We start from the raw sequence: 15216 nt of genomic DNA, 5'->3' as shown, positions 1-15216 counted from the left end.
TGTAAGGGGCTGAACGGCCGGTGGATCAGGTCCTGGCTGCCACGGCCTCGGTGAGGTGTCCGACCACGTCTGCCCGCACCATCTCGGCGCCCACTCCGATGGCGTTCGCCATCGCAACGGCGCCGGTGGAGCCGTGGCTGATGATGCATACGCCCTTGACGCCCAGGAGCATCGCCCCGCCGTACGCGTCGGGATGGAACTCCCGGTAGAGGGCGTCGAGCTCGGGGGCCAGCACGTCTGCTGCCGCCAGCGCCTCCGGCCGGCCGGCCATGGCGGTCAACAACGCCGTCAGGAGCGCCTTCAGCGCCCCCTCGGCGGTCTTCAGCGCCACGTTGCCGGTGAAGCCGTCGGTCACGATCACGTCCACGGCGTCGGTGAGCAGGTCGTGGCCCTCGACGTTACCGATGAACTCAGCTCCGACGAACTCGGCCCCGGACAGAGCGGTGTAGGCCTCCTTGACGAGCGGGCTGCCCTTGCCGGGCTCCTCGCCGATCGACAGGAGGGCCACGCGTGGCCGCTCGATTCCCAACCGGTCGCGGGCAAACACGGCTCCCATCTGGCCGAACTGGACCAGCCATTCCGGACTGCACTCGGCGTTAGCTCCGGAGTCCAGCAGGACCGTGGGCGTGGAACCCGGCGTCGGGATCAGGGTGGCAATCGCCGGACGGGCAACACCCGGGATGCGCCCCATACGCAACAGGGCGCTTGCCATCGTCGCCCCGGTATTGCCGGCACTCACCATGGCCGAGGCCCGACCGTCGCGGACCGCCTCGGCGGCCCGGACCAGCGAGGAGTCCTTCATCCGACGCACGCTCGAGCCCGGCTCTGCGTCCATGGCGATCACCTCGGAGGCCTCGAGGACCTCCATCTCGCCAACGTCGGTGAGGTCCTCGGGCCGGCCGACGAGGAGCACCGGAATGCCGTGCTCCTCATGGGCCCGGCGGGCACCGGCGACGATCTCGCCAGGTGCATGGTCGCCGCCCATGGCGTCGACCGCTATGGGCAGCATGGTCAGGCGGTGGTCGTCAGTCGACGTCGACGGCCTGGCGGCCGGCGTACCAGCCGCAGTTCCCGCAGATGCGGTGCGGGCGCTTGGTGGCGCCACAACGATCGCAGGCACTCCGGGCGGCGCGGCCGAGGGTCCATGCGGATGCCCGGCGGCTGCGGCCCTTGGCCTTGGAGGTCTTCTTCTTTGGGACGGCCATCGTTTGTTCCTCGGAGGCGGTCGGCAGGGCGGAGATGGGCGCCCTGACCGTGGAACCCGGTCCGGGCGACCCGACGAGGCTAGCGGGACCCACCCGGAACCGGCGCCGTCGTAACACGTGGCCCACCGACCGAAAGGCACTACCCGTCGACCGGATCGTCCTTCCTGAGCACGTCGAGGGCCGCCCAGCGGGGATCCCCGGCGGGCTCGTCGGCTGAAACCCGGGAACCCCCGACTGCCGGGAAGCGATCCGGGTCCGGACCGGCGCAGCCCTCACCGCAAAGTGGCGAGATCGGAAGGGCGAGCAGGAGTGCGTCGCGCACCACAGGCTCGAGGTCGGCCACGTCTGCGTCCAGCGGATAGACGTCGGACCCGTCACCGTCCGTGGTCCCGCCGTCTACAGCGACCGCTGGCGCCATCACCTCGTGAACCCGGAGGTCCAACCGACCGTCCACCGGCTCCAGGCAGCGTCGGCACTCGGCCGCCCAGTCGGCCGCCAGCTCGCCGGTCACCACCACCTCGCGACCCCTGGCCTCGGCCTCCAGCCGGATGGCGACCCGGCCGTCCAAGATCGACACCGCTCCCACCCGGAGGTCGTCGAGTACCACGGTCCCGTCTATACGGCGGGGATCGGCCCGTCGTCTCAGCACGGCCAGCGGGATCCGCAGGACGTCGGTCATGGTTTGCTACGGCCGGCGATGACGACGGGTGGGACCCGCCGGGATCACGGCTCTCCGGTCTCAGCGTCCTGGTCGAAGAAGGTTCCACCCGGTCGACCCGTGGAGGCCTCCCGGGCCGCATCGGCCGCGTCGGTGGCCCGGCGCTCCCGATCCCGGTCCAGCACCGTCTCCTGGAGCCGGCGCCGTCCCTGGGCGATCGCATCCCGGGTACTGCCGAGCAGTGATTCGAAGCTCCCCAACTTCTGGTCGCAGTAGTCCTCGGTCTCCCGCCGCATCCTGCGGGTCTCCTCACGAGCCGTCTCGACCAGGTGCCGGGCCCGCTGCTCGGCGGTTCGCACCACCTCGGTCCGCTGGACGAGTCGCTCGGCCCGCGACCGGGCCAACTCCAGGATCTCATCGCCCTCGCGTCGCACCTTGGCTAGGAACTCCTCGCGTTCCTTGAGCAGCCAGCGGGCCGCCCGGAGTTCCTCGGGAAGCCTGACGTTGGCCTCGTCTATCAGGCCGAGGAGTTCCTCCTTGTTGAGCATCGACGAGGCCGACAGCGGCATCGGTCGGGCGTTCAGCACCACCTCCCGGAGCTGGCGGAGGATCGTCTCGATCTGCGGCGGCCGGTACGGATCCGTCGTGGCAGGCACGGGGGTGCCCCCTGCCGCCTGAACCGTCTCCACTGTCGGGAGGGACGGTGGGTGCTGGGTGGGGTCGGTCACTCGGGGAACCGGTTCTCGAGACGGGACCGGGCCGGAACCGGCACCATCTGGCTGACGTCACCGCCCAGGCGGGCCACCTCGCGGATCAGGCGGGAGGCCAGGAACGACCGACGGGTGGCCGTGGGCAAGAAGAGCGTCTGTACCCCGGATATGGCGGCGTTCATCTGTGCCATCTGGAGCTCGCTCTCGAAGTCGGACACGGCCCGCAGGCCCTTGATGATGAAGTCTGCGTCGACCTCGGCTGCAAGGTCGACCACCAGGCCGTCGAACATGGTGGTCCGGACATTGGCGAGGGGGGCGAAGCACTCGTCGAGCATCGCCATCCTCTCGTCGAGGTTGAACAGGCTGTCACCCTTCGACGGGTTGATGAGGGCTGCCACCACCACCTCTTCGAACAGCCCTGCGGCCGTCTCGACCATCTCGACGTGGCCGTTGTGCACCGGATCGAAGGATCCCGGATACAGGACACGTGTCACGTCCTCGTCGCCTCTCGGTCGGTGGTCGGTCGGTCGACGGCTCAGGCCGCCTCGGCCCCGGTCAGGAGCAGCATCACCACGGTACTCCCGTACCACCGACACGATTCGACATGCCAGCCCGGTCCCGGCTCAACCTCCCGGTCCGACTCGACCACCACAGGACCGTCGACCCGACCGACCAGGTTCGCCAGCAGGTCCGCCCAGCCGTCGAAGGAGTACGGCGGGTCGAGGAGGACCAGGCCCCACCTTCCGGTGGAGGCCGCCAGCCACGTCGACCCGTCGGCGCGGACCACGTCGGCCCTCCCGACCAGGCCGCAGGCCGCCAGGTTCTCGGACACCAGCGCCGTCGCCGCAGGCGACAGGTCCACGAACGTCGCATGGTGGGCGCCGCGCGAGAGCGCCTCGATGCCGAGCGCGCCCGTTCCCGCGAACAGGTCCAGGACGGTGGCGTCCACCACCGCCCCGCGACTCTGCAGGGCATTGAACAGCGACTCCCTGACCCGATCGCTGGTCGGTCGGATGCCGCTCCCCGCGGGAGATGCCAGGCGACGACCACGGGCGGTTCCGGCGACGACTCGCATCGTCCCAGTATGGAGGCCCCCGGCCTCCGGCGAACTACGGTCGCCGGGGTGCGGGCCCCGGAGACCATCGTGTGCGTCGACTGCGGCGGGACCTGCCACCTCCTGGCCCACCCCGAGACCGAGTTCCAGCCCGGCGACCCGGTGGCCTACCGGTGCGCCGACTGCGTGGACCGTTGGGACATCGTGATGCCCGACGAGGACGACGACGGCCGCGGCGACACGCCATAGGCGGGCACCTGACCGGCCACCCTCACCGGGGATCCCGCCACATGAGGGGCACCGTGGGGCCGCCCCGAATGGCCACCTCGGCGGTAACCCGGAACCCGTGGCGTTCGTACAGCGGCACGTTGGCCGGGTCGCTCGACTCCAGGTAGGCCCCATCGCCGGAGGCATCGCACCGCTGCGTCACCGCGGATATGCATGCCGTGGCAAGGCCCCGACCCCGGGCCACCGACCGGGTACCCACGAAGGCCAGGTACCAGTGGGGTGTCGCCGGGTGGGCCTCCATCATCGGCGCCAGCGCCGCCAGGCGTTCGACCATCCAGTCCTCGCCCAGCAGGGCAAGGTTGGCGGCGCCCACGGCAGCGAAGTCGGGCCACGGTCCATCGGGCCCCGTAGGCGGCACCCAGACCGCGGCGCACGCCCGAACACCATCGGCGCCGGCCGGAACGACCAACTCGTCGATCCCCCGGCCACCTGCCAGGCGGTTGGCGAAGAAGGCGGCGAGCAGCGAGGGGCGACGCGCCGGATCCCCGAACAGGAAGGCCAGGACCGGATCCTCGAGGAACGCCTCGGCCAGGGTGGCGACCACCTCCGGAAGGTCGTGATCCTCGGCCGACCGAACCTCCGTCATGGCCACAATGCCTAGCCCGACCACGGCGGCCATCACGACTTCAGGAGGAAGTCCGACTCGTCGTCGGCCATGAACAGCGCCACCTCGTCGGCCAACTCGGGGTGGTCCGACAGGCCGTCCCCGTTGCCGACCATGCGCAACGCCTCGGCGCGGGCGGCCTCGACCCACTCGCGGTCCCGACGCAGTGACGCAAGGCGGAGGTCGTTGCGCCCCTTCTGGCGCTCCCCCATGATCGTGCCCTCGCCCCGCAGATCGAGGTCGACCTCGGCCAGCTCGAAGCCGTCGGTGGTCCGGACCAGGGCCCGGAGGCGCTCCTCGGCGTCGGGGGTCGGCGCCTCGCCGACCAGGAGGCACCGGCTGGCCCGGTCGCCCCGACCCACCCTCCCGCGCAGTTGGTGGAGCTGGGCGATGCCGAACCGGGCGGCGTCCAGGATCACCATCGCCGTGGCGTTCGGGACGTCGACACCCACCTCGATGACCGTTGTGGCCACCAGCACGTCCAGGTGCCCGGACCGGAAGAGCCGCATGGTCTCCTCCCTCTCGACACGGCCCACCCTGCCATGCAGCAACCCCACCCGCAGGTCGGCCAGATCACCGGCGGACAGCGCCGCGAACGTCTCCTCGGCGGAACGCACCTCGAGCGTCACAGACTCGTCTATGAGCGGGCAGACCACGTAGGCCTGCCGGCCGGCCGCCACCTCGGAGCGGACCACCGGCCAGACGTCGGCCTCGTCGGCGTGCCAGGTGGTGGAGATCGGTGTCCGACCCGGTGGGAGCTCATCCAGGACCGACACGTCCAGGTCGCCGTAGACGGTCATGGCGGCCGTCCGGGGGATCGGCGTGGCCGTCATGACCAGCACGTCGGGGACCGTTCCGTCACGGTTCTTCTCCCGGAGGGCGGCACGCTGCTCGACACCGAACCGGTGCTGCTCGTCGATGACCACCACCCCGAGGGAACCGAACACAACGCCCTCCTGGATGAGGGCGTGGGTGCCGATGAGCACGTCTACGCCTCCGGCCAGCAGCTCGGCGCCGATCCGCCGTCGATCGGCGGCCGTCGTCCTGTTGGTCAGGATGTCGACCTTCAGCGGGCGGTGGCCGAGCAGGGTCGCCGGATCCGGCACGGTGAGCCCGTCGAGCAGGTCGGCGACGGTGACGTGGTGCTGCTCGGCCAGGACCTCGGTGGGAACCATCAGGGCCCCCTGGTGTCCTCCCTGCACGGCGGCCAGCAGGGCCGACACGGCCACCACGGTCTTGCCGGATCCGACGTCGCCCTGCAGGAGCCGGTGCATCGGCGCCGGCCGGGCCAGGTCAGCCAGGATCTCGTCCATGACCCGCTCCTGGGCGGCCGTCAGCGGGAATCCCAGTCGGGCCCGGAAGGCGTCCAGCAGCGACGTCACGCCAACGTCGTGGGCGATCCCCACCGCGGTGCGCTCCAGGTCCACCTTGCGCTGCACGAGGGCCAGCTGGATCCGGAAGAGCTCGTCGAACACGAGGCGGCGGCGAGCCTCGCCCATCTCGTGTAGCGACTCGGGTCGGTGGATGGACCGGAAGGCGTCGGACCGTCCCACCAACCCGTAGCGCTGCCGAACCGGATCGGGCAAGGGATCGGACAGCCCCCGCACCTTCATGATCCGGCGCAGCGCCTCGGCCACGATGCCGTCGACATCCCAGCTCTGTAGGCCAGCCGTCTCGGACTGGGGATAGATGGCGACGATCCGGCCGGTCCGGTCGCCGACCAAGTCGACCACCGGGTTCGTCATCTGGAGGTTGCCCTGATAGCTGTCGGCCTTTCCGAACACGACGGCCTGCATGCCCTCCCTGAGCTGCTTTTCGCGCCAGGGCTGGTTGAAGAAGGTCAGGCGTAGTTCCCCGGTGTCGTCGCACACCCGGGCCTCGACCAGCGAGCGCCGGTTCCGGGTCCGACGGGACGAGACCCTTGCGACGCGGACGAGGACCATGCCCTCGTCGCCCGCCGACAGCCCGCCGATGGTGGCTTCCCTGCTCCGGTCCAGGTACCTGCGGGGATAGAAGCCGAGCAGGTCGAGCACCGAGTGCACCTCGACGGCGGCCAGGGCCCTGGCCCGAGCCTCCCCGACCCCGTTCAGGTCGGTCACCGGTCGTGAGTCGAGTTCCCTGAGGGTGATGCCGCTGTCGGCCACCGGTCGAAGGTACCCCCCCGGAGGGCCGCCGGGTCGACGCTCTACTCCGGCATGTCCAGCCGGTGCTACTCCACGCCTAGGAAGTACGGGTAGAGGGGCTGGCCCCCCTCGTGGACCTCGACCTCTATGCCCGGATGCTCGGCCTCCAGCCACGAGACGATGGCCGCCGTGGTGGCCTCGACGGCGTCGGCACCGGCGATCACCGTGACGATCTCGTGCGAGTCGTCGACCAGGTCGGCCAGGAGCCCGGTGGTGGCGTCGAACGCCGATCCGGCGACCACCCGCACCCTGCCTCCACTGAGGCCGAGGTGGTCACCCTCGACGATGTCGCCGACGTCGCTGCCGGAGTCACGGACGGCGACCGTGACCTCGCCAGCCACCACGCCGTCGGCGGCGTCGGCCATGCCAGCCAGGTTGTCCTCGGCCGTTCCCCGTGGGTCGTACTCCAGCAGCGAGGCGAACCCCTCGGTGATACCCCGGGTGGGCACCACCCGGACCGTCTTGGACGTCTGGGCGTCGACCTGGGTGGCCGCCGCGATGATGTTGCCGTTGTTGGGCAGGATCACCACCTCGTCGGCCGGCACCGCCTCGACGGCGGCCAGCAGATCGGCGGTGGACGGGTTCATGGACTGTCCGCCGGCCACCACCCTGTGCACCCCGAGGGAGTGGAAGATGTCGCGGATCCCAGCACCGTTGGCCACCGCCACCACGGCGCACGGCACCGGGTCGCCCACGTCCTCGGCGTCAGCGGAGATCTGGTCGCGGACCCAGGCCTGCTCCTCCACCTCCTCGAAGAGGTCGGTGACCCGGATCCGGTGGGGTCGGCCGACCCTGATGCCGGCCTCGACGGCTCCGCCGATGTCATCCGTGTGGACGTGGCAGTTCCAGACACCGTCCCCGCCCACCACGACGATGGAGTCGCCCAGCGCCGCCCAGGCCTCCCTGAAGCCCTCGACCGCCCCATCGGGGGCGTCGAGGAAGAACATGACCTCGTACCGGGTCCCTTCCGGCCGATCGGTTCCGTGGTCGTCGGGCCGGGCCGCACCGACCGGGGTCACCAGCTCCGGGGGGTCCGGCAGGGGGCGTCCGTCGACGGCCGTGAGCACGGCATCCAGGAGCAGCAGGAAGCCACTCCCTCCTGCGTCGACAACGCCTGCGTCGGCCAGCACGGGTAGCAGGTCCGGGGTGCGGGCCAGGCTCTCGCCCCCGACCGCCCGGGCCGATTCGGCCACGACCAGCAGGTCGCCACCGGAATCGGCGGCGGCGACGGCGGCGACGGCCGATTCGCGTACCACGGTGAGGATGGTGCCCTCCACCGGCCTCATGACGGCGGCGTAGGCAGCGGTCGACGCTGCGGCGAGACCGTCGGCGAGGACCCGTCCGTCGACCGCCCCCGCATCGGCGAACACCCCGGAGAGGCCGCGCAGGACCTGGGAGAGGATGACCCCAGAGTTGCCGCGGGCACCCATCAGCGAACCGTGCGAGATGGCCACCGTCACCTGGGCCATCTCCGCCGCCGTGCCGTCGTCCAGGCCGTCCAGTTCGGCCACTACCGAGTCGGCGGTCATGACCATGTTCGACCCAGTGTCCCCGTCGGGCACCGGATAGACGTTGAGGAGGTTGAGCACCTCGCGGTGCATGGTCAGCGCATCCCGGAAGGTGCCCATCAGGGCGCGCAGTGCCCCGGCGTCCAGAGAGGTGGCGGTCACGGGCCACGAGCGTAGCCACCACCCGGCGGAGCCTCTCCTAATCGTCCGGCCAACGGCGTTACGCGCGCCGCATGACACGCCCGGCGAACGGATTGACGCGCGCCGCACTACCCCCCGGTGGTTGGAGACCCCTCGTCTACCGCCGTAGCCTTGCGGCGTTCAAGGACCGGACCGGATGGCCCGACCGGTCGAGGCGATCGAGGTGTGTGATGGCGTCCGTCTGTGAGATCTGCGGCAAGAAGCCCTGGTTCGGCAAGTCGCTGAGCCACTCCCATCGGCGGACCAACCGCCGCTGGAACCCCAACATCCAGCGGGTACGGGCCGTCGTCGGCAGGTCCACGAGGCGCATCAACGTCTGCACCGGCTGCATCAAGGCCGGCAAGGTCGTCAAGGCCAGCCACTGATCGACCGGATCAGGGGGAGCCAGCGTGCAGGGCGTCATCAAGTCCTACGACCCGGGAACCGGTGACGGCATCGTCATACGGGAGACCGACTTCGCCGAGTTCGACCTCGCCGACGGCGCGCTCGACGGCTCGGTGTTCCGCATGCTCCGCCAGGGGCAGCGGGTCCTGTTCGTCCTGGACGCCGACCAGCGGGCCACATCACTGTCGCTGGGCTCCGAGGTCGACATGGGCACCCCGGAACTGACCTGAGTCCTGCCGGCCGTCGACCGGCCCGGTCGGGCGTCGAGGCCGATTGACCACTGTCACACCTCCCCCGTGTGGCATCGTCACACCACGGCCTATACCAATGGGCGGCGATGGCGATACACGACGAACCCACGACCAACCGCAGGCTCCTCGACTGGGTCGAGGAATGGGCTGCGGTCATGGCACCGGACACCGTTCACTGGTGTGACGGCTCGTCCGACGAGTACGGCCGCCTGGCCGCCGAGCTGGTCGAGGCCGGCACGTTCCAGCGCCTGAACGACGGGTTGCGGCCCAACAGCTACCTGGCCCTGTCCGATCCGGGTGACGTCGCCCGGGTCGAGGACCGCACCTACATCGCCACCACCAACCCGGTCGACGCCGGCCCCACCAACAACTGGCGGGATCCGCCCACCCTCAAGGCCGAGATGATGGAGCTCTACCGGGGCTCCATGCTCGGACGGACCATGTACGTGGTGCCGTTCTCGATGGGTCCGCTGGGTTCGCCCCTAGCCCACACAGGCGTGCAGCTGACCGACTCGGCCTACGTGGCGGTCAGCATGCGGATCATGACCCGGATGGGGAGCGCCGCCCTCGATGTGCTGGGCGACGACGACTTCGTACCGTGCGTGCACTCGGTGGGCGCACCCCTGGAGGTGGGCGAGGCCGACGTGGCGTGGCCGTGCGACGCCGACAACAAGTACATCTCCCACTTTCCGGAGACCCGCGAGATCTGGTCGTACGGATCGGGCTACGGCGGCAACGCCCTGCTCGGGAAGAAGTGCTTCGCCCTGCGGATCGCCTCTACGATGGCCCGCGAGGACGGCTGGCTGGCCGAGCACATGCTCATCCTCGGTCTGACCTCCCCGGAGGGCGGGAAGACCTACGTGGCTGCCGCCTTCCCGTCGGCGTGCGGCAAGACCAACATGGCCATGCTGGTCCCGACGCTTCCCGGGTGGAAGGTGGAGACGATCGGCGACGACATCGCCTGGATGAAGTTCGGCGAGGACGGCCGCCTCTACGCCATCAACCCGGAGGCCGGGTTCTTCGGCGTCGCCCCCGGTACTTCGGAGCCCACCAACGCCAACGCCATGCAGACCATGTGGGGCAACTCCGTGTTCACCAACGTGGCCCTGACGGCGGACGGAGACGTCTGGTGGGAGGGCATGACCGAAGAGCCCCCGGAGAGGCTCACCGACTGGCGCGGCAAGGCGTGGACTCCTGAAAGCGAGACCCCGGCCGCCCATCCCAATGCCCGGTTCACCACACCCGCAGCGCAGTGCCCGTCAATCGCGCCGGAGTGGCAGGATCCGGCCGGCGTCCCGATCTCGGCGATCCTGTTCGGGGGTCGGCGTGCAACCAACGTGCCGCTGGTGACCGAGGCCAGGGACTGGGACCACGGGGTGTTCCTCGGCTCGATCATGAGCTCGGAGAAGACGGCAGCCGCCGCCGGTGCCATCGGACAGGTTCGCTTCGACCCCTTCGCCATGCTTCCGTTCATCGGCTACAACGTGGGCGACTACTTCTCGCACTGGTTGTCGATCGGCGACCGTGCCGAGGCCGCCCGCCTCCCGAAGCTCTTCTGGGTGAACTGGTTCCGGAAGGACGCAGGGGGCCGCTTCATGTGGCCGGGCTTCGGTGAGAACATACGGGTTCTCGAGTGGGTGGTCGACCGGGTGGCCGGTACCGGTTCGGCGACCGACACCCCGATAGGGCTGGTCCCGACCATCGACGCCATAGACCGCACCGGCCTGGACGTGGACAACGAAACCATGGCCCACCTCCTGAGCGTGGACCCCTCCTCATGGGGCCACGAGGTGGCGCTCATCAACGAGCACTACTCCATGATCGGCGATCGGTTGCCCAAGCGGCTGGACGCCGAGTTGGACGACCTGCGGCGGCGTCTCGACGACGCCTCGTAGGCCCCGGGCAGCCCCTCAGGCGATGACGAGCATGGCCCGGATGCCCAGGCCCATCAGGAAGAGGCCGGCGAAGCCGTAGAGCAGGTGGCGATGCGGCCTCAGGCTCTGCCGGTAGCTGTAGACGATGCCCACGGTGATGAGGGCCACGAAGCCGTAGAAGAGGTGGAACTGCGGCGGATCGATCCCCTGGCCAGCCACCATGCCGACGCCCATGGTGACCTGGACGGCGATGGCCACCTGCACCAGGGCGGTGAACCACCACAGTGCCCGGCCCCGCATCGCCCCGACCCGGTGGGCGGCCAACGCCCAGGCGCCGGCCATCCCGTTGCCGACCACCATCACCCATGCCATCCCCTCGTGGAGGCCGCGTAGGGAACCGACGACGAGCGCCACGGTGGTCATCGCGACATCATGCCAGCAGCAGATCGGTGCACTGCGCCTGCCCGAACCTGGGACGGCCGGGATCCACAAACCACTCGGTACCGAAGGTGGCTGCGAACGCCTCGTCAGGCATGGCCAGGAAGAACGAGTCGGTGGCCACCTGGCTGGCGTGGGCCCGGATGGCCTCTCGCTTGCGGCCGATGACCGTCGAGACGTCCACGGCGTGGGTGATCTCGTCGTCCGGCATGCCGAACGAGGCGGTCTGGGTGCGCTGGCGCCGCACCTCTAGCATCTCGGCGTCCGCCCACTCGACTCCGCCGGCCGCCAGGTCGTCGGCAGCCCGGTCGATGGACACCCGAATGGCGTCCCGGTTCATCGTCACCCAGCGCACCCGGACGCCGCCGACGTCGGACGCCCACCGCCGCCCGACCCGGTGGACCTGGATGTGGTCGGGGTGCCCGTAGCCGCCGAACGGGTCGTAGACCACCAGGAGGTCGGGCTCCTCGTCCACCAACAGGTCCTCGAGGCGTTCCGCGGCGAGGACCACGTCGGCCCGCCAGAAGCAGTCCGGATGGTGGTTGGCCGGATCATCGGCCATCCCGCTGTCCCGGTAGCCCAGGAAGTCCACCCGGTGGACGCCCAGGATCCCGGCCGCCGCATGGACCTCCGCCGTCCGCCGGTCGGCCAGGTCCTCGCCGTCGGCCAACACGCCCGGGACCGGCTCACCCTCCTCGCCGCGGGTGGCCACTACGAGGACGACCCGGTGGCCATCGTCGGCCATCCGGGCCATGGTGCCGCCGGTGGCCAGCGCCTCGTCGTCGGGATGGGCGTGGAGGAACACGACGGTGGCCATCGTCAGGCCACGGCGCCGGCATCCCGGAGTGCGGCGATCTCCTCGTCCCCCAGGCCGGCCTCGGCCAGGATCTCGTCGGTGTGCTGGCCCTCGTGGGGAGGCGGTCGGCGAATGTCGCCGGGGGTCCCACTGAGGCGGGGAGCAGGACCTGGCTGGACTATTCCACCCACTTCCACGAAGGTTCCCCTGGCCACGTTGTGGGGGTGCTCGATGGCCTCGGCCACCGTCAGGACGGGTGCGTAGCAGACGTCGCTTCCCTCCAGCACGGTGTCCCACTCGGCCCGGGTCCTGGTGGCCACCACCGCGGCGACCTTCTCCTTCAGCTCGGGCCACCTGGATTGGTCGTGCTGGGCTGCGAAGTCATCGGGATCCAGCCCCAGCCTCTGAACCAGCTCGGCGTAGAACTGCGGCTCGATGGACCCGATGGAGATGTACTCCCCGTCCGAGCACTCGTAGACGTCGTAGAAGTGGGCACCAGTGTCGAGCATGTTCTCGCCCCGGTTGGCCGTGGTGAAGCCGGTGTGGAGCATGCCGTAGAAGAAGCTCATGAGGCTGGCCGCTCCGTCGACCATGGCCGCGTCCACCACCTGGCCCTCGCCGGTGGTCCGGGCCGACAGCAGCGCGCAGACGATTCCGTAGGCCAGGTACATTCCACCACCGCCGAAGTCGCCGACCAGGTTCAGGGGTGGAACCGGACCGCTGTCGTGGCGACCGATGTGGGCCAGCGCCCCAGCCAACGAGATGTAGTTGATGTCGTGGCCGGCGGTGCTGGCGTAGGGGCCGTCCTGGCCCCAGCCGGTCATCCGTCCGTAGACGATGGCCGGGTTGAGCGCCAGGCAGTCCTCGGGACCGAGGCCCAGGCGTTCGGCCACGCCGGGCCGGAAGCCCTCGAAGACCACATCGGCGTCCTGGATGAGCTGCAGGACCAGGTTGCGCCCACCGTCGGACTTGAGGTCAACCCCGATGCTGCGGCGGCCCCGACCGTTGACCATGGCCGGTGGTGACCCCGGATCGCCACCGCGTACCGATCCGGCCCGGTCGATGCGGACCACGTCGGCCCCCATGTCGGCCAGCATCATCCCGCAGAACGGGCCGGGCCCGATCCCCGCCAACTCGATAACACGTACTCCGTCCAGTGCTCCCATGGTGGCTTCTCCTCTGTAGACCCGGTCAGTTGATGCCGTCGACCCGGTGGCAGTGGGTCGAGATGGCGTCGATCAGCTGTGGCCAGGCCCCCGGTGCCATGTCGTGGCCCCATCCCTCGACCACCACCAGCTCAGCACCGGGGATGACCTCGGCGGTACGACGGCCGCCGCCGAGCGTGATGAGGGTGTCGGCGGTGCCGTGGAGCACGAGGGTCGGGACCTCGATGGTGGCGAGGAGGTCCTCCCGGGAGCCCTGCTCGAAGGAGGCTCGGGCCTGTCGTTCCCAAGCCGACCGCGACTGGACCTTCCGGTCCGCGTACGCCGCGAACACCGCCCTGGCGTGGTCGTCGTCATGCCAGACGCTGGCCCACAGCCGCCGGTCGGCCAGGTCCTTCTCGACGGCAAGCACCGGGTCCTCCGGGGCCGGGGCGACCAGGGCCTCGAGGGCGGTATCCGTGGGTCGTCCGAACCGGCGGTCGCCGGTGCTGGACGCCATCGACACCAGGCTGCGGCACCGGCCCGGGTGTTCGGCGGCCAGGACCTGGGCAACCATCCCGCCCAGCGACAGCCCGACGACATGGGCGTCGCCCTCCCCCAGGTGGTCCAGCAGCCCCACGGCGTCGGCGGCCATGTCGGACAACGAGTACGCCGTGCCCTCGTCGAGCACCGTCGAAAGCCCGCTGTCGCGCTGGTCGTACCGGATGACGTGGAATCCGGTGGCGGCGAGGCCCTGGCAGAAGCCCTCCTCCCAGAGGAGGAGCTGGCTGCCGAGGCCGTGCACCAGCAGCAGTGCGGGGTCGGCCGTATCGCCGAAGGCCTCGTGGCAGAGCTGTATGCCCGAGGGCAGATCGGCGTTTCCCACGGCACCATCTTCGGGTGCCCGCGCCGGGCGGGCAAACCCGACAGGGCTAGCGTCCGTCGATGTGACGGCCATCCACGACCTGGGGTTCCGGGATATCGACCCAGGAACCTTCCACGACCTGGTCCGGCTGCGGATAGACGTGTTCATCGTCGAGCAGGAGTGCCCGTACGCCGAGTTGGACGGACGCGACACCGATCCGGGCACCCGCCACGTGTGGCTGGACGGTGCGTGCGGTCCGGCGGCCTACCTGCGCGTCCTGGTCGAACCCGACGGCAGTCACCGCATAGGCCGGGTGGCCACCCGCACCGAGGCCCGGGGCAACGGCCTCGCAGGCGTGCTGCTGGACCACGTCCACGCCACGACGTCGGGACGCCTCGTCCTGGACGCCCAGACGTACCTCGTGCCCTGGTACGCGTCGCTCGGCTACCTGCCGACCGGCGAGGAGTTCATCGAGGATGACATCGCTCACGTGCCAATGGCGAGGGAGGCCTCCGACGCCTGACCGGTGGCCTGCTCAGGCCCAGCCCAGGTCGTTGAGGGTGTCGTCGTCGATGCCGAAGTGGTGGGCGACCTCGTGTACGACGGTGACCGCCACCTCGTGGCGGAGTTCGTCGACGTCGGCGCACACCTCACAGAGGGACAGGCGGTAGAGGAGGATCCGGTCGGGCATGGCCAACCCTCCGTAGTCCTCCCGCTGGGTGAGCGGTATGCCGTCGTAGAGTCCCAGCAGGTCAGGTGGATGACCCCGGTCGGCGGTCAGCACGACCACGTTGTCCATGAGGTCGGCCAGTTCGGTCGGCAGACCGTCGAGGGCTTCGGCGACCAGCCGTTCGAACGCCGCCACCCCGACCGGTTCCACGGATCGATGGTACGCGTCCTGCCCGGTGGCGGTGGCCGCAGAGGCCGTCACGGGCCGTCGCTAGGGTGCGCCCGATGGGCATGGCGAATCGATCCGGGGATCAACCGAAAGTCCCTGAAGGCGACGGGGGCGGCCTCTTCGGCGCCCCCTCGGACGACGCCGACGCTGACGCGCT

Annotated in this window: 19 protein-coding genes; 5 read left to right on the top strand and 14 right to left on the bottom strand. The window is 70.1% G+C overall.

Features of this window, described 5'->3' with window-relative positions:
- Nucleotides 1–25 precede the first annotated feature (25 nt).
- The 6 genes from plsX to rsmD all read right to left on the bottom strand — a co-directional run bounded on the left by plsX (nt 26) and on the right by rsmD (nt 3648).
- Complete coding sequence (gene plsX / locus MK177_02765) at nt 26–1009, bottom strand: phosphate acyltransferase PlsX (protein ID MCH2426240.1); 984 nt, start codon at nt 1007–1009, stop codon at nt 26–28.
- Nucleotides 1010–1025: 16 nt separating this feature from the next.
- On the bottom strand, nt 1026–1205 hold the full coding sequence (gene rpmF / locus MK177_02760; GenBank protein ID MCH2426239.1) for a 50S ribosomal protein L32: 180 nt from the start codon (nt 1203–1205) through the stop codon (nt 1026–1028).
- A gap of 139 nt (nt 1206–1344) precedes the next feature.
- Entirely contained in the window at nt 1345–1884 is a 540-nt protein-coding gene (locus MK177_02755; GenBank protein ID MCH2426238.1) for a DUF177 domain-containing protein, read from the bottom strand.
- A 44-nt stretch (nt 1885–1928) separates the two neighbouring features.
- Nucleotides 1929–2519 (bottom strand): hypothetical protein, encoded by a 591-nt coding sequence (locus tag MK177_02750; protein ID MCH2426237.1) that lies wholly within the window; start codon nt 2517–2519, stop codon nt 1929–1931.
- Nucleotides 2520–2587: 68 nt separating this feature from the next.
- A complete protein-coding gene (coaD, locus tag MK177_02745; GenBank protein MCH2426236.1) occupies nt 2588–3067 on the bottom strand; it encodes a pantetheine-phosphate adenylyltransferase in 480 nt (159 codons plus the stop codon).
- Between the two features lie 41 nt (nt 3068–3108).
- On the bottom strand, nt 3109–3648 hold the full coding sequence (gene rsmD, locus MK177_02740; GenBank protein MCH2426235.1) for a 16S rRNA (guanine(966)-N(2))-methyltransferase RsmD: 540 nt from the start codon (nt 3646–3648) through the stop codon (nt 3109–3111).
- Between the two features lie 9 nt (nt 3649–3657).
- Between rsmD and MK177_02735 the strand changes: the two genes are divergently transcribed.
- Complete coding sequence (locus MK177_02735; GenBank protein MCH2426234.1) at nt 3658–3876, top strand: hypothetical protein; 219 nt, start codon at nt 3658–3660, stop codon at nt 3874–3876.
- A 22-nt stretch (nt 3877–3898) separates the two neighbouring features.
- On the opposite strand, the gene MK177_02730 is transcribed toward MK177_02735, so the two are convergent.
- The 3 genes from MK177_02730 to MK177_02720 all read right to left on the bottom strand — a co-directional run bounded on the left by MK177_02730 (nt 3899) and on the right by MK177_02720 (nt 8372).
- Nucleotides 3899–4501, bottom strand: coding sequence for a GNAT family N-acetyltransferase (locus tag MK177_02730; protein ID MCH2426233.1), 603 nt, complete (start codon nt 4499–4501; stop codon nt 3899–3901).
- A gap of 32 nt (nt 4502–4533) precedes the next feature.
- Nucleotides 4534–6663: an ATP-dependent DNA helicase RecG gene (gene recG / locus MK177_02725; protein MCH2426232.1), complete on the bottom strand. Its 2130-nt coding sequence runs from the start codon at nt 6661–6663 to the stop codon at nt 4534–4536.
- Nucleotides 6664–6728: 65 nt separating this feature from the next.
- Nucleotides 6729–8372, bottom strand: coding sequence for a DAK2 domain-containing protein (locus MK177_02720; GenBank protein MCH2426231.1), 1644 nt, complete (start codon nt 8370–8372; stop codon nt 6729–6731).
- Between the two features lie 209 nt (nt 8373–8581).
- Between MK177_02720 and rpmB the strand changes: the two genes are divergently transcribed.
- The 3 genes from rpmB (at nt 8582) to MK177_02705 (ending at nt 10941) form a co-directional block, all read left to right on the top strand.
- On the top strand, nt 8582–8776 hold the full coding sequence (gene rpmB / locus MK177_02715; protein MCH2426230.1) for a 50S ribosomal protein L28: 195 nt from the start codon (nt 8582–8584) through the stop codon (nt 8774–8776).
- A gap of 24 nt (nt 8777–8800) precedes the next feature.
- Entirely contained in the window at nt 8801–9025 is a 225-nt protein-coding gene (locus MK177_02710; protein MCH2426229.1) for a hypothetical protein, read from the top strand.
- A 107-nt stretch (nt 9026–9132) separates the two neighbouring features.
- On the top strand, nt 9133–10941 hold the full coding sequence (locus MK177_02705; GenBank protein MCH2426228.1) for a phosphoenolpyruvate carboxykinase (GTP): 1809 nt from the start codon (nt 9133–9135) through the stop codon (nt 10939–10941).
- Nucleotides 10942–10956: 15 nt separating this feature from the next.
- Here MK177_02705 and MK177_02700 read toward each other — a convergent pair whose 3' ends face one another.
- From MK177_02700 to MK177_02685, 4 genes are read right to left on the bottom strand one after another with little or no spacing between them, the layout of a single operon-like run.
- Nucleotides 10957–11343, bottom strand: a complete 387-nt coding sequence (locus MK177_02700) for a hypothetical protein (protein ID MCH2426227.1) — start codon at nt 11341–11343, stop codon at nt 10957–10959.
- Between the two features lie 7 nt (nt 11344–11350).
- On the bottom strand, nt 11351–12175 hold the full coding sequence (locus MK177_02695) for a PIG-L family deacetylase (GenBank protein MCH2426226.1): 825 nt from the start codon (nt 12173–12175) through the stop codon (nt 11351–11353).
- A 2-nt stretch (nt 12176–12177) separates the two neighbouring features.
- Nucleotides 12178–13320 (bottom strand): CoA transferase, encoded by a 1143-nt coding sequence (locus MK177_02690; GenBank protein MCH2426225.1) that lies wholly within the window; start codon nt 13318–13320, stop codon nt 12178–12180.
- A 25-nt stretch (nt 13321–13345) separates the two neighbouring features.
- Entirely contained in the window at nt 13346–14182 is an 837-nt protein-coding gene (locus MK177_02685; GenBank protein MCH2426224.1) for an alpha/beta fold hydrolase, read from the bottom strand.
- Nucleotides 14183–14243: 61 nt separating this feature from the next.
- On the opposite strand from MK177_02685, the gene MK177_02680 reads away from it, so the two are divergent.
- Nucleotides 14244–14684 carry a GNAT family N-acetyltransferase gene (locus tag MK177_02680; protein ID MCH2426223.1) on the top strand — a complete coding sequence of 147 codons (441 nt, stop codon included), beginning with the start codon at nt 14244–14246 and terminating at the stop codon, nt 14682–14684.
- A 12-nt stretch (nt 14685–14696) separates the two neighbouring features.
- Here MK177_02680 and MK177_02675 read toward each other — a convergent pair whose 3' ends face one another.
- Nucleotides 14697–15041 (bottom strand): metallopeptidase family protein, encoded by a 345-nt coding sequence (locus MK177_02675; protein MCH2426222.1) that lies wholly within the window; start codon nt 15039–15041, stop codon nt 14697–14699.
- Nucleotides 15042–15216 lie beyond the last annotated feature (175 nt).

Source organism: Acidimicrobiales bacterium (assembly GCA_022452145.1).
In the GTDB taxonomy this organism is placed as follows: domain Bacteria; phylum Actinomycetota; class Acidimicrobiia; order Acidimicrobiales; family MedAcidi-G1; genus UBA9410.
The sequence above is the reverse complement of the archived record's forward strand: the minus strand, read 5'-3'. Positions and strand labels throughout refer to the sequence as shown.

Coding starts and splice junctions, on each gene's coding strand:
- rsmD (MCH2426235.1), bottom strand. CDS start 3,648: ATGCGAGTCGTCGCCGGAACCGCCCGTGGTCGTCGCCTGGCATCTCCC.
- MK177_02755 (MCH2426238.1), bottom strand. CDS start 1,884: ATGACCGACGTCCTGCGGATCCCGCTGGCCGTGCTGAGACGACGGGCC.
- MK177_02695 (MCH2426226.1), bottom strand. CDS start 12,175: ATGGCCACCGTCGTGTTCCTCCACGCCCATCCCGACGACGAGGCGCTG.
- plsX (MCH2426240.1), bottom strand. CDS start 1,009: ATGCTGCCCATAGCGGTCGACGCCATGGGCGGCGACCATGCACCTGGC.
- MK177_02700 (MCH2426227.1), bottom strand. CDS start 11,343: ATGACCACCGTGGCGCTCGTCGTCGGTTCCCTACGCGGCCTCCACGAG.
- MK177_02690 (MCH2426225.1), bottom strand. CDS start 13,320: ATGGGAGCACTGGACGGAGTACGTGTTATCGAGTTGGCGGGGATCGGG.
- MK177_02730 (MCH2426233.1), bottom strand. CDS start 4,501: ATGACGGAGGTTCGGTCGGCCGAGGATCACGACCTTCCGGAGGTGGTC.
- MK177_02735 (MCH2426234.1), top strand. CDS start 3,658: ATGGAGGCCCCCGGCCTCCGGCGAACTACGGTCGCCGGGGTGCGGGCC.
- rpmB (MCH2426230.1), top strand. CDS start 8,582: ATGGCGTCCGTCTGTGAGATCTGCGGCAAGAAGCCCTGGTTCGGCAAG.
- MK177_02705 (MCH2426228.1), top strand. CDS start 9,133: ATGGCGATACACGACGAACCCACGACCAACCGCAGGCTCCTCGACTGG.
- rpmF (MCH2426239.1), bottom strand. CDS start 1,205: ATGGCCGTCCCAAAGAAGAAGACCTCCAAGGCCAAGGGCCGCAGCCGC.